The 26,518-nt window shown below is 67.6% G+C and carries 20 protein-coding genes and 1 pseudogene; all 21 read right to left on the reverse strand.

Annotation, left to right across the window (positions count from 1 at the left end; translation table 11 throughout):
- Nucleotides 1-23: 23 nt before the first annotated feature.
- The 21 genes and pseudogenes from QZ853_RS13770 to flhB all read right to left on the reverse strand — a co-directional run bounded on the left by QZ853_RS13770 (nucleotide 24) and on the right by flhB (nucleotide 26,441).
- Entirely contained in the window at nucleotides 24-2,282 is a 2,259-nt protein-coding gene (locus QZ853_RS13770; RefSeq protein WP_295574233.1) for a methyl-accepting chemotaxis protein, read from the reverse strand.
- A 690-nt stretch (nucleotides 2,283-2,972) separates the two neighbouring features.
- Entirely contained in the window at nucleotides 2,973-5,351 is a 2,379-nt protein-coding gene (locus tag QZ853_RS13775) for a methyl-accepting chemotaxis protein (RefSeq protein ID WP_295574237.1), read from the reverse strand.
- Between the two features lie 101 nt (nucleotides 5,352-5,452).
- The gene (locus tag QZ853_RS13780) at nucleotides 5,453-5,836 is read right to left on the reverse strand and encodes a hypothetical protein (protein WP_295574239.1); all 384 of its coding nucleotides are present in this window, start codon (nucleotides 5,834-5,836) and stop codon (nucleotides 5,453-5,455) included.
- A 136-nt stretch (nucleotides 5,837-5,972) separates the two neighbouring features.
- On the reverse strand, nucleotides 5,973-6,464 hold the full coding sequence (locus QZ853_RS13785) for a chemotaxis protein CheW (protein WP_295574241.1): 492 nt from the start codon (nucleotides 6,462-6,464) through the stop codon (nucleotides 5,973-5,975).
- A 157-nt stretch (nucleotides 6,465-6,621) separates the two neighbouring features.
- The gene (locus tag QZ853_RS13790) at nucleotides 6,622-7,395 is read right to left on the reverse strand and encodes a flagellar brake protein (RefSeq protein WP_295574243.1); all 774 of its coding nucleotides are present in this window, start codon (nucleotides 7,393-7,395) and stop codon (nucleotides 6,622-6,624) included.
- Nucleotides 7,396-7,609: 214 nt separating this feature from the next.
- Nucleotides 7,610-9,859: a methyl-accepting chemotaxis protein gene (locus QZ853_RS13795; RefSeq protein ID WP_295574245.1), complete on the reverse strand. Its 2,250-nt coding sequence runs from the start codon at nucleotides 9,857-9,859 to the stop codon at nucleotides 7,610-7,612.
- A gap of 331 nt (nucleotides 9,860-10,190) precedes the next feature.
- Nucleotides 10,191-12,182 carry a chemotaxis protein CheA gene (locus QZ853_RS13800; protein WP_295574247.1) on the reverse strand — a complete coding sequence of 664 codons (1,992 nt, stop codon included), beginning with the start codon at nucleotides 12,180-12,182 and terminating at the stop codon, nucleotides 10,191-10,193.
- A gap of 45 nt (nucleotides 12,183-12,227) precedes the next feature.
- A complete protein-coding gene (locus tag QZ853_RS13805) occupies nucleotides 12,228-12,593 on the reverse strand; it encodes a response regulator (protein ID WP_005409521.1) in 366 nt (121 codons plus the stop codon).
- The gene (locus QZ853_RS13810) at nucleotides 12,590-12,898 is read right to left on the reverse strand and encodes an STAS domain-containing protein (RefSeq protein ID WP_295574249.1); all 309 of its coding nucleotides are present in this window, start codon (nucleotides 12,896-12,898) and stop codon (nucleotides 12,590-12,592) included. Before QZ853_RS13810 ends, QZ853_RS13805 begins: the two co-directional genes overlap by 4 nt.
- Nucleotides 12,899-13,118: 220 nt before the next feature.
- Nucleotides 13,119-14,309: a chemotaxis protein CheW gene (locus QZ853_RS13815; RefSeq protein ID WP_295574251.1), complete on the reverse strand. Its 1,191-nt coding sequence runs from the start codon at nucleotides 14,307-14,309 to the stop codon at nucleotides 13,119-13,121.
- Nucleotides 14,306-15,088 (reverse strand): ParA family protein, encoded by a 783-nt coding sequence (locus QZ853_RS13820; protein ID WP_295574254.1) that lies wholly within the window; start codon nucleotides 15,086-15,088, stop codon nucleotides 14,306-14,308. The genes QZ853_RS13815 and QZ853_RS13820 overlap by 4 nt, the downstream gene beginning before the upstream one ends.
- A gap of 175 nt (nucleotides 15,089-15,263) precedes the next feature.
- Nucleotides 15,264-16,109 (reverse strand): annotated as a pseudogene (motD, locus tag QZ853_RS13825) (flagellar motor protein MotD); the annotation flags it as partial.
- Nucleotide 16,110: 1 nt separating this feature from the next.
- A complete protein-coding gene (locus QZ853_RS13830) occupies nucleotides 16,111-16,851 on the reverse strand; it encodes a flagellar motor protein (protein ID WP_295574261.1) in 741 nt (246 codons plus the stop codon).
- Between the two features lie 100 nt (nucleotides 16,852-16,951).
- Nucleotides 16,952-18,766 carry a chemotaxis protein CheA gene (locus tag QZ853_RS13835; protein WP_295574264.1) on the reverse strand — a complete coding sequence of 605 codons (1,815 nt, stop codon included), beginning with the start codon at nucleotides 18,764-18,766 and terminating at the stop codon, nucleotides 16,952-16,954.
- Between the two features lie 2 nt (nucleotides 18,767-18,768).
- Complete coding sequence (locus QZ853_RS13840) at nucleotides 18,769-19,374, reverse strand: protein phosphatase CheZ (protein ID WP_295574267.1); 606 nt, start codon at nucleotides 19,372-19,374, stop codon at nucleotides 18,769-18,771.
- Nucleotides 19,374-19,766 (reverse strand): chemotaxis response regulator CheY, encoded by a 393-nt coding sequence (gene cheY / locus QZ853_RS13845; RefSeq protein ID WP_006365466.1) that lies wholly within the window; start codon nucleotides 19,764-19,766, stop codon nucleotides 19,374-19,376. Before cheY ends, QZ853_RS13840 begins: the two co-directional genes overlap by 1 nt.
- A 57-nt stretch (nucleotides 19,767-19,823) precedes the next feature.
- Nucleotides 19,824-20,567 carry an RNA polymerase sigma factor FliA gene (locus QZ853_RS13850; RefSeq protein WP_075674543.1) on the reverse strand — a complete coding sequence of 248 codons (744 nt, stop codon included), beginning with the start codon at nucleotides 20,565-20,567 and terminating at the stop codon, nucleotides 19,824-19,826.
- The gene (locus tag QZ853_RS13855; RefSeq protein ID WP_005409532.1) at nucleotides 20,564-21,451 is read right to left on the reverse strand and encodes a P-loop NTPase; all 888 of its coding nucleotides are present in this window, start codon (nucleotides 21,449-21,451) and stop codon (nucleotides 20,564-20,566) included. The genes QZ853_RS13850 and QZ853_RS13855 overlap by 4 nt, the downstream gene beginning before the upstream one ends.
- Nucleotides 21,438-23,060: a flagellar biosynthesis protein FlhF gene (gene flhF, locus QZ853_RS13860; protein WP_295574270.1), complete on the reverse strand. Its 1,623-nt coding sequence runs from the start codon at nucleotides 23,058-23,060 to the stop codon at nucleotides 21,438-21,440. Before flhF ends, QZ853_RS13855 begins: the two co-directional genes overlap by 14 nt.
- Nucleotides 23,061-23,205: 145 nt before the next feature.
- Entirely contained in the window at nucleotides 23,206-25,266 is a 2,061-nt protein-coding gene (gene flhA / locus QZ853_RS13865) for a flagellar biosynthesis protein FlhA (protein ID WP_295574325.1), read from the reverse strand.
- 44 nt (nucleotides 25,267-25,310) lie between these two features.
- Nucleotides 25,311-26,441, reverse strand: a complete 1,131-nt coding sequence (flhB, locus tag QZ853_RS13870) for a flagellar biosynthesis protein FlhB (RefSeq protein WP_295574272.1) — start codon at nucleotides 26,439-26,441, stop codon at nucleotides 25,311-25,313.
- Between the last annotated feature and the right edge of the window lie 77 nt (nucleotides 26,442-26,518).

Genomic DNA, 26,518 nt, shown 5'->3' on the forward strand with positions numbered 1-26,518 from the left:
GCCGGAGCCACCGCGGGTGGGTCTCAGAATTCCTGCCAGTCGCTGTCGCTGGCGACGAAGGTGCTGCGGCGGGCCGGCGCGGGCGTGCTGGCCGTCTGCGGATGCGCCACGGTGGTGCTGCGCGCCGGCTCCACGCGTGCGGCCGCAGCCTTTACTGCAGCGGCAACCTGGTTGTCGAGGCGGAAGATCGCCACGGCATCGGCCAGCTGGCCTGCCTGGTCTTCCATTGCACGCGCGGCGGCCGTGGCTTCCTCCACGAGCGCGGCGTTCTGCTGGGTGGTTTCGTCCATCTGCACCACGGTCTGGTTGACCTGCTCGATGCCAGCGCTCTGTTCCTGCGAAGCGGCGGAGATCTCGGCCATGATGTCGGTCACGCGCTGCACCGAGGCGACGATCTCGCCCATGGTCGCGCCGGCCTTGTGCACCAGTGCCGAGCCGTCGTTGACCTTGCCGACCGAATCATCGATCAGGCCCTTGATCTCCTTGGCTGCAGCAGCGGAGCGCTGGGCGAGGGTGCGCACCTCGCTGGCAACCACGGCGAAGCCACGGCCCTGTTCACCGGCGCGGGCGGCTTCCACCGCGGCGTTCAGCGCGAGGATGTTGGTCTGGAACGCGATGCCATCGATGACCGAGATGATCTCGGCAATCTTCTTCGACGAGGCTTCGATGGCTGACATGGTGGTGACGACCTGGCCGACCACTTCACCCCCCTGCGAGGCGACACCCTGCGCACCGATGGCGAGCTGGTTGGCCTGGCGGGCGTGTTCGGCGTTCTGGCGCACGGTGGAGGTCAGTTCCTCCATCGACGCGGCGGTTTCTTCCAGGTTGGCGGCCTGCTGCTCGGTGCGGCGCGACAGGTCGCCGTTACCGGAGGCGATTTCGCCCGCGGCCAAGGTGATGCTGGAGGCGCTGGCCTGGATCTGGCCGACGATCTGGGTCAGCTGCGCGACGGTGGCGTTGGCGTCGTCACGCATGCGCGCGAACACGCCCTGGTAATCGCCGTGCATGCGCGCGGTCAGGTCGCCCTCGGCGATGGCCGACAGCAGTTGCGACAGCTTGCCGAGGTTGTCATCGCTGACTGCCATCATGGCGTTGAGGTTTTCCAGCATCAGGCGGAAATCGTGATCAAAGCGCTGCGCGTCGCCACGGCGGCTGAAATCGCCTTCGGCGGCGGCACTCGCCAGCTGCTTGATCTCGGCATTGATGAGGCCGAGGTTGGCCTTGACGGTGTCGACCGTGGTGGTCATCGCCGCCTTCTCGCCTGGATAGCGCGCGATGTCGCGGCTGAGGTCGCCGACGGCGTACTGCTGCACCACCTCCAGCACATCGTGCAGGGTCTGCACGTGGCTGCCGACCAGGGTGTTGGTTTCCTGCACCATCAGCCCGTATTCGCCGGGGAAGGCGCTGGCGTCGATGCGGTAGCTCAATTCGCCGCCATCGTGGCGGCGGGCCATCTCGCGCTGGCCGCCGATCACCGCATGCAGCTGCTGCTGCATGCCGGACATGGCGTGGAGCAGGCGGCCGGGTTCGTCGTGCGGCTGCGGGCCGATGTGGCTGTCCAGCCTGCCGTTGGCGATGCCTTCGGCGACGGCGGTGGCCTGCTTCAGCGGGCGCGCGATGCGGTTGCCGATGACCCAGCTCAGGGCCAGCACGATCAGCACCAGTACGCCACCGGATACCGCCATGATGGCGGTGAACACCAGGGCTTGCTTCTGCACGTCATCCATGTAGACGCCGCTGCTGACCACCCAGCTCCAGGGCGCGAACAGGCCGGCGTAGGCCACCTTCTCGACGTCGCCCTGGCTGCCGGGCTTGGCCCAGCGGTAGTTGACGAAGCCGCCGCCGGCCTTGGCCGCTTCGACCTGGTCGTAATAGATGCGCACGCCGTCGTCGGTGCGGAAGTCCTTCATGTCCTTGCCGACCAGGTCCTTGCGGAACGGGTGCATCAGCAGGTGGTAGCCGGTGTCGTAGATGTTGAAGTAGTACGTATCGTTCTCGGCGCGCATCGATTCCAGCGCCTGCAGTGCGGCGCTCTTGGCGGCCGCTTCGCTGAGCTCGCCGGTGCCGGCCAGGCGGTGGTAGTGCTGGAGGATGCCGTAGCTGAGTTCTACCTGGGTCTTCAGCGCGGTCTTGCGGGTCTCGGTAAGGTCCAGGTACTGCATGCGGGCGGCGATCACCGAGAGCGCGATCACGCCGAGCGCGATGAGCAGCGTCAGCAGATTGAGCTTGCGCCGGACGGAGAGATTGCTGAAGTAGTGTTGCCAGCGATGCAGGAGATTCATCGAGCAGGACCAGGTTGAAACAGGCGGGCGTCGCCGAGCCGGCCAGCGACGGGATACGCCGTGGCAACCCCGTTATCGGCCGCGCGGGCGGGGGATTGAGGTGCGGTGTTCGAGCGTATTCAGGTTTCCGTGCAGCGGCGTCTGCGGCGCTGCCTGCGGCAGGCTGGTTCTGAAGCAACAGCAACAGCAGTTGGTCGGCGCTGGATTGTCAGTAGGTGGCTGGGCCGGGGTGGGCAGGAAGGACACGCCGTAAACCCCACTCCGCGGTCCGGCCCAGCCGCTGGCGGCTGTGCGTTCGGGTGCTTGCGAAGCAGTGCTTCGCAAGCAAAGCGCCCTCACCCCTGGGGCTCGATGGCGCCACCCATGGCGCCAACGGTCCTGCCTGGCAGCTGTTGCTGTTGCTCTTGCTCTTCCTTCTTCAATCCGGGGTGGACGCGCACGCAAACTGTCCGTGGCCGGGAGGGTGGGTTGCGCAGGGGCGTAAGCGCCATGGATGGCGCGCCCGAGCCTTCAGGGACGTATTCACGGCGTCCCCTGCGCAGCCCACCCTCCCGGCCAACCCTCAGTAACCCAGCGCTTCTGCCGACCACCCCGAGGGGCTTCGCCGTTGGCTGGATGTCCAGATACCCCGTAAACGAAAACGCCCCAGCGCGGGGCCGGGGCGTCTTCGTCCGTCAGATCAGGCAGGCATCAGAATTCCTGCCAGTCTCCGTCCGCCAGTTCGGCGGCCATTGGGCGACCACCCGCGGTACGGCGGGCCGGCGGGGCAGCCGGGGCCGGTACTGCCGGTGCAGCAGCACGCGGGGCCGGGGCCACGATACGCGGCGGCGCAACCACGGTATCGGCTTCGTCGACAACGAAGATCGACACCGCCTCGCTGAGCTGGCCGGCCTGTTCTTCCATCGCACGCGCGGCAGCGGTGGCTTCTTCCACCAGCGCGGCGTTCTGCTGGGTGGTTTCGTCCATCTGCACCACGGTCTGGTTGACCTGCTCGATGCCGGCCGACTGCTCCTGCGAAGCGGCGGAAATTTCGGCCATGATGTCGGTCACGCGCTGCACCGAGGCGACGATCTCGCCCATGGTCGCGCCTGCCTTGTGCACCAGTGCCGAACCGTCGTTGACCTTGCCGACCGAATCTACGATCAGGCCCTTGATCTCCTTGGCGGCAGCAGCCGAGCGCTGGGCGAGGGTACGCACTTCGCTGGCGACCACGGCGAAGCCGCGGCCCTGCTCACCGGCACGTGCGGCTTCCACCGCGGCGTTCAGCGCCAGGATGTTGGTCTGGAAGGCAATGCCGTCGATGACCGAGATGATCTCGGCGATCTTCTTCGAGGAGGCTTCGATGGCCGACATGGTGGTGACGACCTGGCCGACCACTTCACCCCCCTGCGAGGCGACACCATGCGCGCCGATGGCGAGCTGGTTGGCCTGGCGGGCGTGCTCGGCGTTCTGGCGCACAGTGGAGGTCAGTTCCTCCATCGAGGCAGCGGTTTCTTCCAGGTTGGCGGCCTGCTGCTCAGTGCGGCGCGACAGGTCGCTGTTGCCCGAGGCGATCTCGCCGGCGGCAGAGCTGATCGCACGGCTGGACTGCTTGATGCGGGTGACGATCTCGCTCAGCTGCGCGGCGGTGGCATTGGCATCGTCGCGCATGCGGGCGAACACGCCCTGGTAGTCGCCGTGCATGCGCACGGTCAGGTCACCCTGCGACAGTGCGGCAAGCAGGCCGGAGATCTGTTCGATGCTGCCGGCGTTGGCGTCGAGCAGGCCGTTGATCTGCTGGGCCAGCTGCAGGAAGAAACCTTCCTTGTCGCTGGCATCGATGCGACCGGACAGGTCGCCGGCTGCGGCCTGGGCGATGACGCGTGCCACTTCGGCTTCGACCATGGCTTCCTGGGTGCGGTCGCGCCATTCCACCACGTATCCGACCGTGTCGCCGTCCTCGTTGCGGATGGTCGACACGACCTGGGCGAACTGGGCGTCGCCGTACTGCATCGGGCGACGCGCCACGCCGTGCGCCTTCAGGTTGCCCAGCAGGGTCTGGTCCATTTCACCGTGGTGTTCCAGCACAGTGACCGGCTTGCCGATCAGCGAGGCCTGGGCATCGAACTCCGGCAGGTCGCGGCGCACCTCGTCCTGGTACTGGGTGAGGGTCTGCTGCAGGGCGCGGTTGCTGTAGACGATGGTGTTGCTGGTGTCGGTCAGGTAGACGCCGGTCGAGCTGTAGTCCAGCGCGGTACGGATGCGCAGGTTTTCGCGGGCAACAGCCTGGTCGGTTTCAATGCGTTCACGCAGGTCGCGCTGCATGCGCTGCATGGCCTGCATCAGCTCGCCGACTTCGTCCTGGCGGCTGACATCGATGTGGCCATCGAGCTTGCCGCCGGCCACGTCGTTGGCCACCGACACGGCGCCACGCACGCTGCCGACCAGGGCACGGGCGAACAGCCACACCAGTACCAGGCCGAGCGCAGCGCCGCCGAGCAGGGCGATCACCGTCAGCACGGCCGAGGCGGAATAGGTGGATGCAGCCTCTTCGCGCGAGGCGCGGGCGAGGCGGTTGTCTTCGGCGATCAGGTTCTCCAGCGCCGAAGCGGCCTTGCGGTGCTTGGTGCGGGTTTCGCCGACGAAGGTATCGATGGCGTCGTCCGGCAAGTCCAGTTCCAGCATCTCGGTGACGCTGTCATAGGAGGCCAGGGCGTCCTTCCATTCCTTGGCAAAGGTGTCGAACAGCGCCTTCTGCTGCGCGTTGTCGATCAGTGCCGGGTAGCTCTTGATCGACTTGTCCATGCTGGCGCGCAGATCGGCCGCCTGCTTGCGTGCGTCAGACTTGACGTCATCGCTGGCGCGGATCAGCTGCTGGTAGGCCGCATTGCGGTACTCGCCCAGCATGCCACGCATCTCGCCGGCCATGCGGATGCTCTCCATGCGAGAACCTGCCAGCTCGGTGGTGACGTTGTTCAGCGAATGCAGTCCGCGATAGGCGACGATGCCCTGCAGCAGCATCACCAGCAGGAGGACGCCGAAGGTCAATAGCAGCTTCGGCATCAGTTTCAGGTTGTTGATCCACGGCATGGGCGTTGCGATCTCCTAAGGCAGACGCGTCCGGGCGTCGGGCCCGGTTGCGGCAGAAACCACGCCGGCAAAAGCTCCGGCGTGGTTCGACGGACAGCGGATTACTTGATGTTGGCCAGCTTCAGGCCGGCCGGCGAGCTGACTTCGATTTCAGCGCGCGAGGCGTCGCGCTGGATCTTGCCGATCACGCAAACGGTCTTGCCTTCCAGGGTTTCCAGCGGGAAGGAGAACTTGCTGCGGTTCTCGCCAGCGATGCGTGCCGAGAAGGTGTGGCGCGGGAAGGCGCCGCCCATGTACAGGAAGGTCGGCTGACCTTCGGAACCTTCTGCGTAGCGGGCCTTCTCGACCTTGCCGCAGACCATGCCGTCCTTGCCGACCGCGCGTGGGGCCAGTTCCGGCGGGATCATGTCGGCCGCCTGGGCAAACGCGGAGGAGGCGGTGGTGGCCAGGACAGCGGCCGAAACGAACGCAAGCAGGGACTTCATCGAGGTGTATCTCCGGGGATGGTGATGGTCGTTCCGGTCCTGCGCGCTCCTGCGCGACCGGCTTCTGTCCCCCTATCGGCACCGCCGCGGGGAACTGAAGGGCTTTGTGACCAGAACGTGAAGCAGGTCCGCTCGATCAGGCGGCAACGTCTTCGGCAACGGCTGCCTGGCCCATGTCGGCGCTGTCGAGCAGGGTTTCGATGTCCAGCAGGATCAGCATGCGGTCGTCCTGGGTGCCAATACCGGAGATGAAGCGCGTATCCACTGCGGCGCCGAATTCCGGGGTCGGGCGGATCTGTTCGCCCGACAGCGGGATCACGTCCGAGACGCTGTCGACGACGATTCCGACCACGCGGTCGTCGACGTTGAGCACGATCATCACGGTGAAGGCGTCGTAGCGGGCGTTGTCCAGGCGCAGCTTCAGGCGCAGGTCGATAACCGGCACGATGGTGCCGCGCAGGTTGATGACGCCCTTGATGTAGTCGGGGGCGTCCGGCACGCGGGTCACCGCGTCATAGCCGCGGATTTCCTGGACCTTGAGGATGTCCACGCCGTAGTGCTCGGCACCGAGGGTGAAGCTGAGGAATTCGCCACCGGCGCTGGCGGCGGGGCTGGTCTTGTCGTTCATCGAGGGGTCCTGGTTCTGCCGGAAGTCCCGGTGTCAGGCTCGATATCGGCCCCATGGTGGGGGACTTTAGGTGCTGGGGAACGGCATCCGCGCATGGCGTGGTCCGCTGGCGATCGGTAGCGCCGGCCAGCGGCCGGCACTGCCCCATGGAACGTGCCTACATCTCGCCGTTGCGGCGGGCTTTGCGCTGGCGATCGATGCGGAAGATGTAGCGCTGGATGGCGCTGTCGGCGCCGCGCGGCAGCGTGTCGAAGCGCATGCCCACGCGCTTGACCTCGATGCCGTTGGGCTGGCGCTGCGGCAGCAGATTGCAGACCACCAGCGCGATATCCAGGTCCGGGCCATCGGGCAGCGACAGCTGCGCCGGGTAGCGCTTCTGCAGGCTGAACACCGCGCAGTCGGTGGGCACGACCACGGCGAGGCCGCCGCCGCTGATGTCGACCACCCGCATGGAGAGTGCCTCGGCACGGGCTTCACCGGCGGGCAGCAGCAGCTGCGGTGAATCGGTGACCGGCGTCTCAAGCCGGTACAGTTCGCGGCGCTGCAGGTGCACCAGCTCGTCCGGCAGCGGCGCGCGGAAGGCGACGTGGCCGTCATTGTCCACGCGCTGCAGCGCGTGCAGGCGGAAGCGCACCAGCACCCTTTCGAGCTGCGCGAAGCACAGCAGGTGGTCGGACTGCTCGGCGGCGCGGTTGGAGGCTTCCTGCGGGCTGCCATCGAGCAGTAGATAGTCCTCATCCTCGTCCAGATCGAGCAGGGCGGTCGGGAACGAGCGGTCGCGGCCGTCGATGTGCGCATTGATCAGCGAGCGTTGCTCGATCAGCGAGCGCAGCAGCTGGCGCAACTGGCGCGGGTTGCGGACCAGGAAGCGTTCGTCGGCGGCGTCAGCCGCATGGACTTCGTGCAATTCAGTGTCGTGGCCGTCGGACATGGAATCTGTGGTCTGGGGCGGGCGCCAGCACGCGTTGGCGCAGGCTCGATGGGGGTATCGGCTTCTGCACCGGATTATGAAGTGAGAATTGCATCACTTTCCATGCATAAGGGGTCAGATCCCTTTCCCGCAAGAATGGGATCTGACCCCTGGCTCTCTTCCTGCATGGGACCAGAGCCCTCTCTCATGGAAGAGGGACCCGACCCCGGTGTCCTCAGAACTCCTGCCAATCACCTTCTGCAGCCAGCGCCGGCTGCGCGGCCGATGTGCGCAGTGGGCGCGACGGTACCGCCTTGGTGATGGGCAGGGTGGCGGCGACCTGGCGCGGCTGCGGCGCGGTGGCCAGTCGTGCCGGTGCCACGGTAGAGCCCTGCGATGCCAGCCGGAAGCGGGCGACGGCCTCGCCCAGCTGCACGGCCTGGTCTTCCATCGCACGTGCCGCAGCAGTGGCTTCCTCCACCAGTGCAGCGTTCTGCTGGGTGGTTTCGTCCATCTGCACCACGGTCTGGTTGACCTGCTCGATGCCGGCCGACTGTTCCTGCGAGGCAGCGGAGATCTCGGCCATGATGTCGGTCACGCGCTGCACCGAGGCGACGATCTCGCCCATGGTGCTGCCGGCCTGATGCACCAGGCTGGAGCCTTCGGCGACCTTGCCGACCGAATCGTCGATCAGGCCCTTGATCTCCTTGGCGGCGGCTGCGGAGCGCTGGGCGAGGGTGCGCACTTCGCTGGCGACCACGGCGAAGCCACGACCCTGTTCGCCGGCACGTGCGGCTTCCACCGCGGCGTTGAGCGCCAGGATGTTGGTCTGGAAGGCGATGCCGTCGATGACCGAGATGATCTCGGCAATCTTCTTCGAGGAGGCTTCGATGGCCGACATGGTGGTGACGACCTGGCCGACCACCTCGCCACCCTGCGAGGCGACGCCGTGCGCGCCGATGGCAAGCTGGTTGGCTTGGCGGGCGTGTTCGGCGTTCTGGCGCACGGTGGAGGTCAGTTCCTCCATCGACGCGGCAGTTTCTTCCAGGTTGGCGGCCTGCTGCTCGGTGCGGCGCGACAGGTCACTGTTGCCGGAAGCGATTTCGCCGGCGGCCAGGGTGATGCTGGAAGCGCTGGCCTGGATCTGGCCGACGATCTGGGTCAGCTGTGCAACGGTGGTGTTGGCATCGTCACGCATGCGCGCGAACACGCCGTTGAACTGTCCGTCCATGCGCGCGGTCAGGTCGCCGGCGGCGATCGACTGCAGCAGCTGCGAGAGCTGGCCGAGGTTGCTATCGGCCACCTGCATCATGGTGTTGAGGTGCTCGATCATCAGCTTGAAGTCGTGCTGGAACCGCTCGGCGTCACCGCGCTGGCTGAAGTCACCGGCCGCCGCTGCCGCGGCCAGCTGCTGGATCTGGGTGTTGATTGCCAGCAGGCTGGCCTTGGCCGCATCCATCGATTCGTGCAGGATCGCGCGGCTGCCGGGCAGGCGGCGTGCGTCCGGGGTCAGATTGCCGATGGCATACTGGTTGAGTACGTCAATGGCATCGACGATCGCATCGAGGTGTTCGAAGATCACCGTGTTGATGCCGCCGGCCAGCTGGCCGTAGACGCCGGGGAAATCTTCAGGGATGCGATGGCTGATGTCCGGGCCGGCATGCATCTGCGCCATCAGCTGGGTCTGCTCGGAGAAGCGGCGCAGCATGGTGGTCATCTCGCTGGTTGCGGCGAGCATGCGACCGGCTTCATCCTGGCTGGTGGCCTGGGTGTTGACGCTGAGATCGCCGCGAGCGACGGCCTGGATGGCGGCAAGCGCCTTGCCCAGCGGGCCGGTGACCGCGCGCGAGATGACGATGGCCAGCGCGGCTGCGAGCAGGGACAGCAGTACCACGCAGCTGACCACGGCGATGATGCTGTTGCGGTGGGTGGCGTTGGCGCCCTCGATCTTGCCCTGCATCTGCTTGCTGAGAAATCCGCTCAGAGCCTTCAGGTCATCGAACGCCTTGCGTCGTGCCGGCCGCGATTGCTCGTCGGAAATCTGCTGGGCCAGCGCGGCGTCGCCGCTGTTCACTGCTTCACGCAGCCTGGCGTTGGCAGCGAAATAGGCATCTACGTCGGCTTTCACCGGCGTGAACAGCGCACGCTCGGCGTCACTTGCAGGAATGACGGCGTAGGCCGCCAACTCATCGCGTACCGTCTGCGCGGTGTCATCCATGCGCTTGTTGTAGTCGGCAACCCGGTCAGGCTGGTCCAGCATCGTCAGCAGTGCCATTTCGTAAGTGCGGAACTCGCCCAGCAGCGAGCGCGCCTCGCCCAGGTGCTGCAGAGAGGGCATGTCGTTGGTCGCCATCGAGCCCAGCTGTGCATTGGCTTCGGAGAGGCGCAGCAGCGCGAACACGCCTAGGACCACCGTCATCAGGGTGGTCAAAGTGAAACCCAGCGCCAGCTTGCGGGCGATGGGCAGATCGTGGAACCACTTCATGAAATGCTCCAGGTGACAGTGGAGCCGCGCGCGGGCGGCCTGGGAAGGGGCAATGCGTAACGGCGTGGCTGGGCGTCTTGATAGTGACCGCCGTCACAGACAGATAGCGGCGTCAGACCAGAGGACTTTACGATCAATGTCACAGTCCCTAGCCCGGCAAGCCCATGCGGAAAGCGTTGCAGTGCCATCGCCCTGGCCCGCGCAGCTGGTTTCAAGTGCGACCGTTGGCACGACCAATGTCACACAATGCGGTCAGCGCGATTGAAGCGCGCGCAAACGAAAACCGCCGCCCCTGCGGGCGGCGGTTCCGGATAAAACGCGGCGCGGTAGGTCAGGCGGCCTGCGGCATCCGCAGCGAGCGCACCAGGCCGCCGATGTCGACGATCAGGGCCACGCGGCCATCGCCGAGGATGGTGGCACCGGACACCCCACCGATACGGCGGTAGTTGTTCTCGATGTTCTTCACCACCACCTGCTGCTGGCCCACCAGCTCGTCAACTTCCAGCGCGATCTTCTGGCCATCGCCTTCGACCACCACCACCAGCGATTCGCTGTTCGCGCGGCGGCTGCCGTAACCGTAGTACTCGGTAAGCGAGAGGATCGGCAGGTACTCGCCGCGCACGCGCAGCACGCGACCTTCGCCGGCCATGCTGCGGATGTCCTCCGGTTGCGGCTGCAGTGCTTCCAGCACGTAGGCCAGCGGCAGGATCAGGGTTTCGCCGGCCACGGCCACGGTCATGCCATCGAGGATGGCCAGGGTCAGCGGCAGGCGGATCAGCGTGCGGGTGCCGGCGCCGAGGCTGCTTTCAATCTGCACTTCGCCGCCCAGCGCCTGGATGTTGCGGCGGACCACGTCCATGCCAACGCCGCGGCCAGACAGGTCGGTGACCGCATCGGCGGTGGAGAAGCCGGGCTGGAAGATCAGGTCCCAGACCTGCGAATCGGTCGGGTTGTCCGGCACGGCCAGGCCGCGCTCGGTGGCCTTGGCCAGGATCTTGGCGCGATCCAGGCCGCGGCCGTCGTCGCTGACTTCGATGACGATGTGGCCGCCCTGGTGCGATGCAGCCAGGGTGATCGTGCCGGTCTCGTCCTTGCCTGCACCGCGACGCACGTCGGGCATTTCCAGGCCGTGGTCGATCGAGTTGCGTACCAGGTGCACCAGCGGATCGGCGATCTTCTCGATCAGGCCCTTGTCCAGTTCGGTGCCTTCGCCGACGGTGCGCAGGCGCACCTGTTTGCCGAGGCGGCTGGACAGGTCGCGGACCAGGCGCGGGAAGCGGCGGAACACTGCGTCGACCGGCAGCATGCGCACGCCGATCACCGCTTCCTGCAGGTCGCGGGTGTTGCGTTCCAGCTGGTCCAGGCCGGCGAACAGGCTCTCGGCGTGGACCGGATCCAGCGCGTGCGAGACCTGCTTGAGCATGGCCTGGGTGATGACCAGTTCACCGACCAGGTTGATCAGCGCATCGACCTTGTCGACGCTGACGCGGATCGAGGTTTCCGCTTCCTGGGGCGCGTTGGTGCTGGCGGCCGGTGCAGCGGGGGAGGACGGTGCCGAAGGCGCGGGGCTGGAAGGGGCGGCGCTAGGGTGCGCCTGGGTGGCGAGGCTCGGCGGTGCGGCCGGACGGATGTCCAGTTCGCAGTCGTCCAGCACCCAGGCAAAGGTGTCTTCGATCTTGCTGCGCGGCACCTTGCCGACCAGGCCCAGGTCCCACGCCAGGTGGGCCTCGAGCGGGTCGAGCTGGGCAAAGCCGGGCAGGCGTTCCATGCGCGCGGCCACCTGCAGCGAACCGAGGTGTTCCAGTTCGCGGATGATGCGCAGCGGGTCGTTGCCGCTCATGAACAGCGACGGCGCGGGGGTGAAGCCGATCTGCCAGGCTTCCGGCGTGTCGTCCACCTTGGCTGCGGGAGCGGCCGGGGCGCTCGGCGCGGCCTGTCCGGAAAGCACGGCTTCCAGGCGTGCCTTCACCGCAGCGACGGCGGCGGGGTCTGCGGCCTGGCCGTGCTCGGCTTCGCGCAGCAGGGCGCGCAGCACGTCCACCGAGGACAGCATGGCGTCGACGGCGTGGCCTTCCAGCGCCCGCTTGCCGGCGCGCAGCTCATCGAGCAGCGTTTCCAGCACATGGGTCAGGCCGGCGATCGTATCGAAGCCGAAGGTGCCGGCGCCGCCCTTGATCGAGTGGGCGGCGCGGAACACCGAATTGATGATCTCCGCGTCCTGCTGCCCCGATTCCAGGGCCAGCAGGCCAGCCTCCATCGCGTCGAGGCCTTCGCGGCTCTCCTCGAAGAAGGTGGCGTGGAAGCGTTGCAGGTCCATGCTCATGGCAGTGGTGGTCCGGAAGCGAAGAGGGGGAACAGTGCGGGGCGATCAGCCCAGCACTTTCTGCACGGTGGCGACCAGCTGTTCGGGATTGAACGGCTTGACCAGCCAGCCGGTGGCGCCGGCGGCTTTGCCTTCGGACTTCTTGTCGGCGGCCGATTCGGTGGTCAGCATCAGCAGCGGGGTGAACTTGTAGTCCGGCAGCTGGCGCAGTTCGCGGATCAGCGCGATGCCGTCCATGTTCGGCATGTTGACGTCGGTCACCACCGCATTGAAGCGCTGGCCCTTGGCGCGACCGAGCGCGACCGCGCCGTCTTCAGCTTCTTCGACGGCAAAACCGGCCGAGGTGAGGGCGAAGGAAACCATCTGGCGCATCGACGCCGAATCGTCCACCACCAAGATACGTGCGCTCATGCAGCGTTCTCCACAGATTTCAGGTTGTCATGGGTTGCGTCCAGGCCCAGGGCCTGGGTGACGCCCAGCAGGCGCGCGGCGTCAAGGAAGGTTGCGGTGCAACCGTGGAAGCCGGTGGCCAGGCCGGCTTCGCGGCGGGCCTGCACGAAGGCACACAGCACCTGCACGGCCGCCGTGTGGATGCGGGCGACCTGGCTTGCATCCAGGGTCAGCTCGCCAGCCTGCGCCACCAGCGGGGCGAGGCGGTTCTTGAGCTCGGTAGTGCTCTCGATGCCGAGATCCCCACCCAGTTCGACAGTGCTCATCGTTGCTCCGGACAAACGGTTCCGTGATCCATAACGGCACCCCGCAGAAGTTCTTTAGGGGAATCGACGGGGTGCGTCGATGCGCTCGAAATGAGAATGAGACGGAGGGGATGAACTCGCAAACGCCGACGGGCTTCCGAGGCTGCCCGTGGCAACGGCGACCGTGCTGATCGCAGGGACATTTGCGGCTTGATCCCCTCCGTCCCCTTTGAGTGTTGGCTCAGTTCAGCAGCTGTGTGGCGTCGAGCAGGATCATCGGGCGTTGGGCGACCCGGGCGACGCCTCGGAACAGATCATTGGAAATCTGGCAGATGCGGGCGGTATCCGGGGGTTCGATCTGCGAATCGGTGAGGTTGGCGACGTCTTCTACTGCCGACACGCGCAAGCCGATGGTTTCGCCGTCTTCTTCCAGCACCACGATGCGGGTCTGGGCGTCGTCCTCGGTCGCAGTGGCGCCCAGGTGCAGGCCGAGGTCCATTACCGGTACCACCTGTCCGCGCAGGTTCATGATGCCGAGCATTGCCGGAGCGGTGCCGCGCAGCGGCAGCAGCGGGACCGGCAGCACCACTTCCTGCACCTTCAGCAGTTCCAGGGCATAGGCCTGGGTGCCACAGCGCAGGCGCAGCCAGCGCGAGGTGCGTTCACCGGCGCGGCGATTCTGCGGATGCGGGCTGCTGGCCGGTTGACGGGCCTGCGCCTGCAGTTCCTGCCAGCTGCTGGGGCGATCACCGCTGGGCGCGTCTACGGCCACCCGTGGCGGTGGCGCGGCGGCGCGTGCGGCAGTGGCGGGCGCTGCGCGCGCCGCCGCATAGGCGGCCGCTGGCGCGAGCACCGCTGGTGGCGGCGTGGCGACATCGTCGCCGCCGGCAGCCGCTTCGAAGGCGGCCTGCAGGCCGGGGCTGTCGGTGTGGGCGAGGCACTGGCTGCCGGCCGGATCGGTTTCGTAGATCACCTCGTCCGGCAGGTCATCCCAAGTGGGTTCGCGTTCTGCGGGCGCTGCGCTCGCCGGGCCGGGCACGGCGCTACCGTGGGCGGCTGCGTTGAAGGCGGCTTCCAGCGCGGCGTCGTCCTGCGCCGGCGGCGCGGCGACGCTTCCGGTTTCGTAGATCACTTCGGCGGGCAGGTCATCCCAGGTCGGTTCGCGTTCTGCCGGCGCTGCGCTTGCCGGGCCGGGCACGGCGCTACCGTTGGCAGCAGCGTCGAAGGCAGCTTCCAGCGCGGCTTCGTCCTGTGCCTGGGGGGCGGCGACGCTCCCGGAATCGTAGATCACTTCAGCGGGCAGGTCGTCCCAGGTGGGCTCGCGTTCCCCGGGCGCTGCGCTTGCCGGGTGCGGCGCGGCCGGCGGCGCCGCGACAATCGCTTCGCCCAGCAGTTCGTCCAGGTAATCGTCCAGTACGCCGGTGCTGTTCATGCGGCCTGCTCCAGCGCGCGGGCGTCTTCGCCCAGCACCCAGCCCAACGCGCGGCGGTAGGCGGCCAGGCCGCGGCCCGGGTAGTCTTCGCCGACGCTCGGTAGGGTCAGGCCGGCGGCGTTGCTGATGCGGGTGTCGATCGGAATCGCGTCTTCCCAAACGCGCGCGCCATGACGATCCTGCATGGTGCGCAGCGATTCGTTGCCGGCACGCGTGCGGCGGTCGAACAGGGTCGGCAGGATCGAGATCGGTAGCGGCCGGCGGCGCGAGCGTTCGACCATCTCGCCAGTGCGGACCATGCCATCCAGGCCGTGCAATGCCAGCGGCTCGGCCTGGGTCGGGATGATCAGGCGGTCGGCCGCCGCCAGCGCATTGATCATCAGCAGGCCCAGCGTCGGTGCGCAGTCGAGCAGGATGTAGTCATGCTGGCCCTGGTGGCGTGCCAGTGCATTCTGCAGGGCCAGGCCGAGGCCGGGCTGGTTGGCGCTGCGGCGCTCCAGCGTGGCCAGCGCCGATTGCGCGCAGACGTAGTCCAGGCCGTGGATGTTGCTGGCGTGGCACAGGCGGGCGAGGTCGGCCGGTGGTGCGCCGAACAGTTCCAGCACGCCGGCCGGCGGTGGGTCCACGGGTACGCCGAACGCGCGGCTGAGCGAGGCATGCGGATCGAGGTCGATCAGCAGCACGCGATGGCCAAGTGCGGCCAGGCCGCGGCCGAGGGCGAGGGTGGTGGTGGTCTTGCCGACTCCGCCCTTCTGGTTGGCGACTGCCCAGATGCGCATCGGTTTACTCCTTCATTGCCGGGGGAACAGCGGCGCCGACACGGCTGCCAGCCGGCACCGGTGGCAACTTCACCGGTGCGATGGGGGAGGTGGGTGTGCTGGCCGGAGTTGCGGCGGCTTGTTCGGTAGTGGTGCTGCCGGTGGCGCCGGTGGCCGCGTTCAGGCGCTGGCCGAGCGGATCCACCGAATGCGAGGTATCGGCCAGGATGATGACCATCACCCGGCGGTTGCGGTTGCGGCCCTGCGCGCTGTCGTTGTCTTCGCGCGGGCGGAACTGGCCGTAGCCGACCATCGCCAGTCGCGACGGCTGCACGCCCTGGTCAGCGAACAGGTGAACCACGCTGGCTGCGCGTCCGGCCGACAGTTCCCAGTTGGAAGGGAAGGTGGCGGTGGCGATCGGCACGTTGTCGGTGTGGCCTTCCACGCGCACGCTGTTGGGTACGTCGCGCAGCACGTCGGCAAGGCTGGCCAGGGTCTGCCGGGCGTGCACGTCCAGTGCGGCCGAGCCGGTGGGGAACAGGATGTCGCTGTTGATCTCGACCTCGATCCACAACTCGGTACGGCGCACGCTGATCATGCCGCGGTCGATCAGCGGCGCCAGTGCGGCGGTGAGGCGGTCGGCGATGCTGTTGAGCTGGCGCTCGGCGCGGGCGATCTGTTCCTGGTTGTGCACCGAGACCGGCACACGCATCTGCGAGGCCATCGACGGCAGCAGGGTCGGGTCGTGCGAGGGCGCCGGTGCGGACGGGCCGATCTTGGTGCCGGACTTGATCACCGAGGGGCTGTCCCAGCCGCCGCCCTGCACCTGCTTGTTGCCGACCTGTACCGGGTTGATCGTGCGCGGCGCGCCACCGAACGCATCGGTGAGCGCGTCGGCCATGATCCGGTACTTGCCCTCGTTGACCGAGGAGATCGCGTACATGACCACGAAGAAGGCAAGCAGCAGCGTCATCAGGTCGGCATAGGGAATCGCCCATGCTTCATGGTTGGCGTGCTCTTCGTGGTGCTTGCGGCGGGCCATGTCAGTGCAGGAAGCCGGAGAGGTTGGTTTCGATGTTGCGCGGGTTCTCGCCCTGTGCGATGGAGATCAGGCCTTCGATGACCATTTCGCGGTCGCGGGTGTTGTGCGAGATCACACTCTTGAGCTTGGCGGCAATCGGCAGGAACAGCAGGTTGGCCGAGGCGATGCCGTAGATGGTGGCGGTAAACGCGGCGGCGATGCCGTGGCCGAGCTTGCTCGGGTCGGCCAGGTTCTTCATCACTGCGATCAGGCCGAGCACGGCGCCGATGATGCCCAGCGTGGGCGCGTAGATGCCCATCGCCTCGAACACCTTGGCGCCGGCCTGGTCCTGGTGTTCCTGGCTGCCCAGTTCGATCTCCAGCATGTGCCGCATCGATTCGGGCTCCACGCCGTCCACCAGCAACTGCAGGCCCTTGCGCAGGAACGGGTCCTGCTGTGCGTCGACCTGCGACTCCAGGCCCAGCAGGCCCTGGCGGCGGGCGATGTTGCTCCACTCGACGATCTGCTGGATCAGTTCGCGGCGATCGCTGTGCGGCGGGCGCACGACCCAGCGCACGATCTGGAACGCGTGCTTGAACACGGCCGGTGAGGTGTGCAGCAGGATCGCGGCGATGGTACCGACGATGACGATCACGAACGCCGCAGGCGACCACAACGACGCCAGGCCGGCGCCCTTGAGGATGCTGCCGCCGACCAGCGAGGCCAGCGCGAGAAAGAGTCCAATGAGGCTGAGTCTATCCATGGTTCTGGTATCGGCGTGTATGAATGGGACTTGAGACGCCGGGAGAGCGCGTACAGACGGGAGTCACAGTTTCTGGGGCGCCGGGCCATGCCCGGCGGAGTCATCGCAGGCCATCCACATCCAGGATCAGCGCCATGCGACCATCGCCGATCAGGGTTGCACCGGCATAACCGCGCAGGCCACGCAGGGCCTTCGGAAGCGGCTTGATGACCACCTCTTCGCGGCCGCGGACCTGGTCCACGACCAGCCCGAAGCGTGCTTCGCCGGCCTGCAGCACCACGATGGTCAGCAGGGGGGAGGCGGCCGGCGTCACATCCAGCCACTGGCGCAGATCGACCAGCGGCAGCGTGTGCGAGCGGCGGTCGAGCACGGCGCGGCCGTCGAACCAGCCCAGCGAGGTGCGCGGTGCGTGCAGCACCTCCATCACGCGGGCCAGCGGCAGTGCGTAGACGTCTTCGCCGGCCTGCACCAGCAGGGTCGGCAGGATCGCCAGGGTCAGCGGCACGCGGATCAGGAAGCGGCTGCCACGGCCCAGTTCCGATTGGATCTGGATCTGCCCGCTCAGCTCGCGGATGCGCGACTGCACCACGTCCATGCCGACGCCACGGCCGGAGATGTCGGTGACCTGCTGCTTGGTCGAGAAGCCGGGCAGGAACACCAGGTGCAGGCATTCCTCGCTGCTCAGGCGGGCGGCGGCTTCCGGGTCGATCAGGCCCTTCTCGCGTGCTTTGGCACGCAGCTTTTCCGGGTCGATGCCGGCGCCGTCGTCCTGCACTTCAACGCTGACGTAGTCGCCTTCCTGCTGTGCGGACAGGCGCACGTGTCCCATGCGCGGCTTGCCCTGCGCCTCGCGCAGGTCGGGCATTTCCACGCCATGGTCGATGGCGTTGCGGACCAGGTGCACCAGCGGGTCGGCCAGTGCTTCCACCAGGTTGCGGTCGAGCTCGGTCTCGGCGCCGATCAGTTCCAGGTCCACTTCCTTCTTCAGCGAGCGAGCGACATCGCGGGCGACTTTGGGGAAGCGTGAGAAGACCTTGCCCACTGGCTGCATGCGGGTGCGCATCACCGCCGACTGCAGGCGCGCGGTGGCGATGTCCAGCGTCGATACAGCGCGGTCCAGCTCTTCATCGCGCAGGCGCGCGCGCAGCGTCTTCAGGCGATTGCGTGACAGCACCAGCTCGCCGATCAGGTTGACGATCGCATCCAGGCGCTTGGTATCCACGCGCACGGTATGCTCGGCTTCGGCGAGCGGCTTGGCTGCAGGAAGTGCGGGGGCCGGGCGAGGCGCGGGCGGTGCAGCGGCCGGCAAGGCGGCGACCGGCTTGCTGCCAGGCGCGGCGCCACCGTGCAGCTGGTCGAGCAGGGCTTCGAACTCGTCTTCGCTGATCAGGCCGTCGTCGGCCTTCTTCGACGGCGCGACCGCGGTCGGCGCGTTGCCGCCGTGCAGCTGGTCGAGCAGGGCCTCGAATTCGTCTTCGGTGATCAGGTCGTCGCCAGCGGCAGCCGGTGGGACGGCGGTCGAGGCGGCGGTACCGCCGCCGTGCATGTCGAACTGTGCGATCAGCTCCGGCGGCGCATAGCCCGGCTCGGTGCCGGACGATACCGCGTCGAGCATCGACTGCAGGTAGTCCAGCGACTGCTGGGCCGCATCGAAGTGATGGGCCTGCAGCACGGCCTGGCCTGCACGTGCGATGCCGAGGGCTTCTTCAGCGGCGTGGCACAGCTCGACCATGGCGGTGACGCCGAGGAAGCCGGCGCCGCCCTTCAGCGTGTGGTAGCCGCGGAACACCGCGTTGAGCTGCTCACTGTCCCGCGGCGCCTGCTCCAGCGACACCAGCTGTTCGCCCAGGCGGTCCAGGATTTCCTGTGCCTCGATGATGAAATCGGCAGTGATGTCGTCGGATACCGCGCTCATGCTTACAGCCCCAGATCCGACAAGAGGTCGTCGGCGTCGTTCTGCGAGACCGCGTGGCGGTCCAGTCCCTTCAGTGCCGGCCCGGCCAGTTCCGGGTCGGTGCGATGCTGTTCCGGCGGCAGGCCGAGCGCGCCGAAACCTTCGTGCACGCGGCGAACGATGCCGACCACGCGACGGATGATCTGCCCGGTCAGGTCCTGGTAGCTCTGGGTCAGGGCGATCTCGGTGAGGTTGTGGCGGATGCGTTCAAGCTGTGCGTCCTGGCCGGGCTGCAGGCCCTCGGCGCGCAGCTGTTCGGTCAGGCTGCGGCATTCCTCGGCCAGGTCCAGGGTGCGATGGGTGGCCTGTTCGGTCATCGCTACCACGTGGTCCAGGCGCGCGCAGGCGTCGTCCAGTTCACCGGCTTCGGTCGGCACGGTCGGCAGTTCACCCAGCGCCTGCCCCAGCTCACGCGCCAGCCGCGAAAGGCCGCTCATCATCGGCTGCGTGCGCAGCGCGACCAGTCCGTCGATGCGCTGCCGCCAGGCGGCTTCGTCACCGGACTCCAGGGCGTCCAGAGCCTCCTGCAGGCGCAGGGCGAGGGCGTTCTTGTCGACCGTGGTATCCATCAGGCGCTGGCCGCCAGGCGTTCGAAGATCTTGCCGAGCTTTTCTTCCAGCGTCTGCGCGGTGAACGGCTTGATGATGTAGCCATTGACGCCGCTCTGTGCCGCTTCGATGATCTGCTCGCGTTTGGCTTCGGCGGTGACCATCAGCACCGGCAGCGTCTTCAGCTTGGCGTCGGCGCGGATCGCCTTGAGCAGCTCGATGCCGGTCATCACCGGCATGTTCCAGTCGGTAACCACGAAATCGAACGGCTGGCTCTGCAGCAACGAGAGCGCGGCATGCCCGTCCTCGGCTTCGGCGGTGTTGGTGAAGCCCAGATCGCCCAGCAGGTTCTTGACGATGCGACGCATGGTCGAAAAGTCGTCGACGATCAGGATGCGCATGTTCTTGTTCAAAGCAGAGTTCCTTTGTTGTTCATTCCGGCCGGCCGGGGGCAGCCGCCTCGGGGATGTTCATTCTTCGAGGCCGGCGTCGACGGCCTCGAATATCTTCAGTCGGCCACGCAGGCGCAGCACCGCCTGGCCGTGGATCTGGCAGACCCGCGACTCGCTCACGCCGAGCACCGCGCCGATCTCCTTCAGGTTCAGCTCCTGCTCGTAGTAGAGCGAGAGCACCAGCTGTTCGCGCTCGGGCAGGTGGCCGATGGCCTTGCCCAGCTCGCGGCCGAATTCGCCGCGCTCCAGCACCTGCTGCGGGGTCGGGCCTCCCTGGGCCACGGTGTCCAGCTCGCCCTGGTCCTCGATGCGCGATTCCAGGCTCAGCACCTGGCCGCGCGCGGCGTCTTCCATCAGGCGCAGGTATTCGGGCAGCGGCATCTCCATCGCCGCGGCCACTTCGGTGGCGCTGGCGGCACGGCCGCTGCTCTGTTCCAGGCGGCGGATGGTGGCGGCAGCGTCGCGCGCACGGCGGTGCACCGAACGCGGCACCCAGTCGCCACGGCGGATCTCGTCGATCATCGAGCCGCGGATGCGGATCGAGGCATAGGTCTCGAACGAGGCGCCCTGGTCGGCGTCGTAGCTGCGCGAGGCTTCGATGAGGCCCATCATTCCGGCCTGGATCAGGTCGTCGACTTCGACGCTGGCCGGCAGCCGCGCGGCCAGGTGGTGGGCGATGCGCCGCACCAGGTCCGAATGCTGGGCGATGACCTCGTTGGCTGCCGAGCGCTGGACTTCCCGGTACTGTGCCGCCCCTTTCATGCTGCTACCCCGCGCTGCTTGAGGATGCGCTCAAGGAAGAACTCGACGCCGCCACGCGGCTCGGTCGGGGCCTGCCAGCGTGCGGTGCGGCGGGCGATCTCGGTGATCGCCAGCGCGGCCGGGCTGGACGGATAGGCCTTCACCACCGGCTGCTGGCGCTGCACCGACAGGCGCAGCCAGTCATCCTGCGGCACGCAGCCCAGGTAGTTCAGCGAGACATCGGCGAGGAACTTCTCGCAGACGCGGGTCAGCTTTTCGTACAGCACGCGGCCCTCATTGGGGTCGCGCACCATGTTGGCCACCACCTGGATGCGGTCCACGCCACGTTCGCGCGACAGCACCTTGATCAGCGCGTAGGCGTCGGTGATCGAAGCGGGCTCATCGCAGACCACCACCACGGTGTCCTGTGCGGCCTGGCAGAAGGTCAGCACGCCGTCAGTGATGCCGGCGGCGGTGTCGACCACCATGATGTCCAGCTCGCGCTCCAGTTCGGAGAACACGTTGACCAGGCCGACGTGCTCGGCCGGGGCCAGCTCGGCCATGTGGCGACGGCCGGACGCGGCCGGGACCACCAGCACGCCGTTCGGGCCCTCGACGATGACGTCGTCCAGCGAGCAGCGGCCGGCGACGAGGTCGGCCAGCGTGAAGGTGGGGTTCAGGCCCAGGATCACGTCGATGTTGGCCAGCCCGAGGTCGGCGTCCAGCAGCAGCGTGCGCTTGCCCATGCCGGCCAGTGCCACGGCCAGGTTGGCCGAGACGTTGGTCTTGCCCACGCCACCCTTGCCGCCGGTGACGGCAATGGTGCGCACAGGGCCGAGCGGCTCGCTGCGGGTGGCCGACAGCGGGAAGGTCTTGGTCAGCTTGGCGTACTCACGCGACGGCATGGTTCAACTCCGGGTTGCAGGGCATATCGGCCGCTCGGCGCAAATCTTCAAGGCGAAGTACAAGATTGGCTGCACTGGCCCGGTGCAGGTCGTCCGGAACGTCCTGGCCATCGGTCACCCAGGTGATCGGCAGGGCATGGTCCACGGCCACCGACAGGGCGTTGCCGAAGCGGCCGGTCTCGTCCAGCTTGCTCAGTACCAGGCCCTGCAGATTGGCGGCGCCGAAGCGGCGGACCACCTCGTCCATGTCGCCGAAGCTGGTGTTGGCCGGCAGTACCAGCAGGGTGCGGACCTGTCGGGCGGCGCGCAGCCACTGCAGCTGGGCGGCCAGTGCGCGGTCGCGCGGGCCCAGGCCGGCAGTGTCGATCAGCACCAGCTTGTAGTCCTTCAGCCGTTCCAGCAGCTGGTCCAGGTCGGTGCCGCTGTTGGCCTCGTGCACCGCAATGCCGAGCTGGCGGCCGTAGCCGTACAGCTGCTCGCGGGCGCCGATGCGGGTGGTGTCGGTGGTCACCAGTGCGACGTCACGCGGGGCGTGCCTCTCGGCGAAGCGCGAGGCCAGTTTGGCGATGGTGGTGGTCTTGCCAGCACCGGTCGGGCCGACCAGCGCGATCACGCCGCCTTCTTCCAGCGGATCGACCGGGGCGATCGGAAGCTTGCGCGAGATCAGCCCCAGCATCAGGCCGCGACCGCGGTGGGCTTCGGTCTCCAGCGGAATCTGCATCGCCACGTCGCGGGCCAGGCCGGCGTCGAAGCCGTACTCGTCCATCAGGTCCAGCGCGGTGGCGCGCACCGGGCAGCCACGCAGGCGCTCGTCGGTGAAGCGGTTCATCTCGCGCTCGATCACCTGGCGCATGCCGGCCACTTCCTGGCGCAGCTGGCGGATCTCGGCGTCGTCCTGGGCGACCACGGTCAGCACCGGGGCCGGGGCGAGGGTAGGCTCCGGCGAGGTTTCGATGACGGCGTCGGCCACTGCCGGTTCGCTGGCGGCGATCTCCGGCTGTGCTTCGGTCGGAGCCGCGCCCGGCAGCGGCGGCGGCTGCACGGCGGTGGCCGCGCTTTCGTGATGCATCTCGTGCGGCGGGTCGATCTGGAAGCGGGCACGGTTGGCTGGCGCGCTGGCGGCCGGTGCCGGTGCAACGATGGCCTCGGCGAACGGGGCGAAGATCTGTTCCGGCAGCGCCGGTTCGTTGACGGCGGCGCGCGCCAGAGTGGCGGCGAAGCCGGTGCTGCCACGGGTCGGCACGATCTCGTCGGCGCTGTCCAGGGTGCGGCCGGTGGCACCCACGGCCGCACGGGCGAGGGCGGCCACGGCCGAGGTGGTGGCGGCCACCGGCTCCGGCGCCGGGGTAGCGCTGCGGCGGCGGGTCACCGCAGCGATCACAGCATCGGCGGCGGTGCGCGGCTTCGGTGCCGGCGGCGGTGCCACGTCACGGCGCGAGGCTTCCAGTGCACGCTGCACGGCGCTCTCGTCATAGTTCGCGGCGGCGACGATCTCGATGCCTTCCTCGATCCGGCGGTTGGACAGGATCACGGCGTCAGGACCATGTTCCTTGCGCACCAGGTTCATGGCCGAGCGCATGTCGGCGGCGACGAATCGTTTGATTTTCATGCTGTGGTCACGGGACGAAGACGGCGGGGTGGCGGTCGGGGAACTCGGGTGGTCGGTGGTCTGCACGGTGCGGGTTCCCCTTGGTATCTGTCTGTTGCGTTGGTTCGAAAGTGGTGTCTGTTTTCTGGCGCATCGGAGGGCGGCGTCAGCTGATCGTTCCGACCAGCTTCAGGCGCTTGTCCTCCGGCACCTCGCTGTAGGCCAGGACCGACAGCGACGGAACGCTGTGGCGGACCAGGCGGGCCAGCGCGGCGCGCACCGGGCCAGGTACCAGCACGACCGCGGGCTCGTTGCGGGCTTCCTGCTTGCTGACACATTCGGCCAGGCTCTGGTGCAGTCGCTCAGCGAGTCCGGGTTCCAGCGCGGCGCCGTTGCCCTGCGTGGACTCCTGCAAGACACGTTCCAATTGCGGGTTGAGGGTGAAGACCGGCAGCTCCGCCGACATTCCGGCGATCTCCTGCACGATGAAGCGGCCCAGCGCGGTACGCACGGCGGCGGTGAGCACGGCCGGGTCCTGGCTGCTGGGCGCGTGTTCGACCAGTGCTTCGGCAATCTTGCGCAGCTGGCGGATCGGAATGCGCTCCACCAGCAGGTTCTGCAGCACGCGCACCACCGCCGACAGCGGCAGCGCCTTCGGCGTCAGATCCTCGACGAGCTTGGGCGCGCTCTTGGCCAGGTTGGCCAGCAGGTGCTGCACTTCCTCGTGGCCGAGCAGTTCCGGCGCGTGTTCGCGGATCAGGTGCGAGAGGTGGGTGGCGACAACCGTGGCCGGGTCGACCACGGTGTAGCCCAGCGTTTCAGCCTGGGCACGCTGGTGCGGCTGGATCCAGGTGGCATCCAGGCCGAACGCGGGGTCCTTGCCGGCAATGCCTTCGAGCGCGCCGAGCGCACTGCCCGGGTCCAGCGCCAGTTCGCGGTCCGGATGGATTTCGGCGGTAGCCACCGGCACGCCGTGCACCAGCACGCGGTACCCATTGGCCGGCAGCTCCAGGTTGTCGCGGATGTGCACCGACGGGATCAGGAAGCCGACATCCTGGGTCAGCTTGCGGCGCACGCCCTTGATGCGCGCCATCAGTTCGCCGCCCTGGTTGCTGTCGACCAGGGGGATCAGCCGGTAGCCAACCTCCAGCCCCAGCGGATCGACCGGACGCAGCTCGTCCCAGCTCAGTTCGGCGGTCGGTGCCGGTGCGGCCGGGCGGCCCAGTGCATTGAGCGCGGCGGCTTCATTGCCTGCGGCTGCAGGATCGGTGGCGGCGGCCTTGCCCTTGCGATAGACCTTCCAGGCGATGAAGCCGAGGATCGCCGCCAGCGTCAGGAAAGCGACGTTGGGCATGCCCGGCACCAGGCCGACCACGCCGATGATGCCGGCAGTGATCGCCAGTGCACGGTACTGGCCAAACACCTGGCCCGTCATGGCCTGGGCCATGTCCTGCGAGCGCGAGGCGCGGGTGACCAGCATCGCCACCGCGCTGGACACCAGCAGTGCCGGCAGCTGTGCCACCAGGCCGTCACCGATGGAAAGCAGGGTGTAGGTGGCGGCGGCGTCGCCAAACGGCATGCCATGCTGCAGCACGCCCACGGCCAGGCCGCCGAGCATGTTGATGAACAGGATCAGGATGCCGGCGATGGCGTCGCCGCGGATGAACTTGCTGGCGCCGTCCATCGCGCCGTAGAAGTCGGCTTCCTCGCGGACCTCTTCACGGCGCAGCTTGGCTTCTTCACGCGTCAGCAAACCGGCGTTGAGGTCGGCATCGATCGCCATCTGCTTGCCAGGCATCGCGTCCAGGATGAAGCGCGCAGTCACTTCGGAGACGCGGCCTGCGCCCTTGGTGATCACCACGAAGTTGATGATGGTGAGGATCGCGAACACCACGATGCCGACGGCGTAGTTGCCGCCGATCACGAATTCGCCGAAGGCGGCGATGACCTTGCCGGCAGCGTCGTGGCCGTTCTGGCCGTTGAGCAGGATGACGCGGGTGGAGGCCACGTTCAGCGCCAGCCGCAGCATGGTGGTGATCAGCAGCACGATCGGGAAGATGGTGAAATCCAGCGGGCGCTTCACGTAGACCACCGCCAGCAGCACCATCAGCGAGATGGCGATGTTGAAGGTGAACAGCGCATCGAGCACCGGCGCGGCCAGCGGCACCACCACCATGGCCAGCAGGGCCAGCACGATCAGCGGTGCGCCAAGCCCCTGGCGGATCATTTCCAGGGCGCGGCGGGTATTGAAACCGGTCGAGGGCTGGGCGCTCACGGGCGGCCTCCCTTGCCGAATTCATCCACCTGGATGTGCGGGGCGTCCGGCATCGGGCCAGTGCGCCAGGCGCGCAACTGGTAGACGTAGGACAGGACCTGGGCGACGGCCGAATACAGTCTCACGGGGATTTCCTTTCCGAGTTGGCCTTCCCGATACAAGGCGCGTGCCAAAGGCGGGGCAGAGACAATCGCCACCTTGTTGCCGTCGGCCACTTCACGGATGCGCAGGGCGGTCTCGTCCACGCCCAGGGCAACCACGGTCGGGGCGTTCATGGCTCCGCCTTCGTACTTCAGGGCCACCGCGTAGTGGGTGGGGTTGACCACCACCACATCGGCGGTGGGCACCGCTTCCATCATCCGTCGGTTGGCCATCTGCTGCTGCAGCTGGCGGATCCGGCCCTTCACCTCGGGGCTGCCTTCGCTTTCCTTCATTTCCCGGCGCAGCTCTTCACGGGTCATCTTCAGCTTGCGCATCCAGTTCCAGCGCTGGTAGGGCGCGTCGATGGCGGCCAGTACCAGCATCGCCCCGGCGGTGGCCAGCAGCAGGCGCAGGGTGAAGCCCAAGCCGTCAGTGATGGCGGTTTCCAGCGGGTGATGGATCAGCCCGCGCAAGGTGTCGAAGCCGCTCCAGACCACTAGTCCGGCGGCCACGCCGACGAAGGCCACGCGCAGCAGCGACTTGGTGAACTCGGCGATGGCCTCCGGCCCATACAGGCGCTTGAACCCGCTCATCGGGTTCATGCGGTTGATGTCGGGCAGCAACGCCTTCTGCGACCAGCGCAGGCCGCCCATCACCAGCGGGGCGACGAAGCTGGCCAGCAGGCAGACCAGCACCAGCGGTGCGATCACCAGCAGGAACTGCAGCAGCAGGTCGCCGAAGTGGCCGAACAGTTCCTTCGGGTTTTGCCGCAGGCTCTGTTCCGGGCTCAGCGCCTGCTTCATCCAGGCCGTGGCACCGCGGCCGATCGAGCCGCTCATGGCCATCACCGCCAGCACGCCGGCGCCGAATACGGCGGCCGTGCCGAGTTCGCGCGAGCGCGGCAGGTTGCCCTGTTCACGCGCGTCGCGCAGGCGTTTTTCGGTCGGTTGTTCGGTCTTTTCGCCGGCGGATTCGTTCTCGGACATCACAGGCACTGCGGCAGGGGATGCCGGAGTGCGTGCAAGAACCGTTCCGTGGTGGCGGAAGGGCGCGCCGCGCGGCG

The sequence above is a fragment of the uncultured Stenotrophomonas sp. genome, from assembly GCF_913778665.1.
In the GTDB taxonomy this organism is placed as follows: Bacteria; Pseudomonadota; Gammaproteobacteria; order Xanthomonadales; family Xanthomonadaceae; genus Stenotrophomonas.

Coding starts and splice junctions, on each gene's coding strand:
- QZ853_RS13830 (WP_295574261.1), bottom strand. CDS start 16,851: ATGGATAGACTCAGCCTCATTGGACTCTTTCTCGCGCTGGCCTCGCTG.
- QZ853_RS13805 (WP_005409521.1), bottom strand. CDS start 12,593: ATGAGCGCACGTATCTTGGTGGTGGACGATTCGGCGTCGATGCGCCAG.
- QZ853_RS13775 (WP_295574237.1), bottom strand. CDS start 5,351: ATGCCGTGGATCAACAACCTGAAACTGATGCCGAAGCTGCTATTGACC.
- QZ853_RS13780 (WP_295574239.1), bottom strand. CDS start 5,836: ATGAAGTCCCTGCTTGCGTTCGTTTCGGCCGCTGTCCTGGCCACCACC.
- flhF (WP_295574270.1), bottom strand. CDS start 23,060: ATGAAAATCAAACGATTCGTCGCCGCCGACATGCGCTCGGCCATGAAC.
- flhA (WP_295574325.1), bottom strand. CDS start 25,266: ATGATCCGCCAGGGGCTTGGCGCACCGCTGATCGTGCTGGCCCTGCTG.
- QZ853_RS13770 (WP_295574233.1), bottom strand. CDS start 2,282: ATGAATCTCCTGCATCGCTGGCAACACTACTTCAGCAATCTCTCCGTC.
- QZ853_RS13840 (WP_295574267.1), bottom strand. CDS start 19,374: ATGGATACCACGGTCGACAAGAACGCCCTCGCCCTGCGCCTGCAGGAG.
- flhB (WP_295574272.1), bottom strand. CDS start 26,441: ATGTCCGAGAACGAATCCGCCGGCGAAAAGACCGAACAACCGACCGAA.
- QZ853_RS13800 (WP_295574247.1), bottom strand. CDS start 12,182: ATGAGCATGGACCTGCAACGCTTCCACGCCACCTTCTTCGAGGAGAGC.
- QZ853_RS13795 (WP_295574245.1), bottom strand. CDS start 9,859: ATGAAGTGGTTCCACGATCTGCCCATCGCCCGCAAGCTGGCGCTGGGT.
- QZ853_RS13835 (WP_295574264.1), bottom strand. CDS start 18,766: ATGAGCGCGGTATCCGACGACATCACTGCCGATTTCATCATCGAGGCA.
- QZ853_RS13820 (WP_295574254.1), bottom strand. CDS start 15,088: ATGCGCATCTGGGCAGTCGCCAACCAGAAGGGCGGAGTCGGCAAGACC.
- QZ853_RS13850 (WP_075674543.1), bottom strand. CDS start 20,567: ATGAAAGGGGCGGCACAGTACCGGGAAGTCCAGCGCTCGGCAGCCAAC.
- QZ853_RS13790 (WP_295574243.1), bottom strand. CDS start 7,395: ATGTCCGACGGCCACGACACTGAATTGCACGAAGTCCATGCGGCTGAC.
- QZ853_RS13815 (WP_295574251.1), bottom strand. CDS start 14,309: ATGAACAGCACCGGCGTACTGGACGATTACCTGGACGAACTGCTGGGC.
- QZ853_RS13855 (WP_005409532.1), bottom strand. CDS start 21,451: ATGCCGTCGCGTGAGTACGCCAAGCTGACCAAGACCTTCCCGCTGTCG.
- QZ853_RS13810 (WP_295574249.1), bottom strand. CDS start 12,898: ATGAGCACTGTCGAACTGGGTGGGGATCTCGGCATCGAGAGCACTACC.
- QZ853_RS13785 (WP_295574241.1), bottom strand. CDS start 6,464: ATGAACGACAAGACCAGCCCCGCCGCCAGCGCCGGTGGCGAATTCCTC.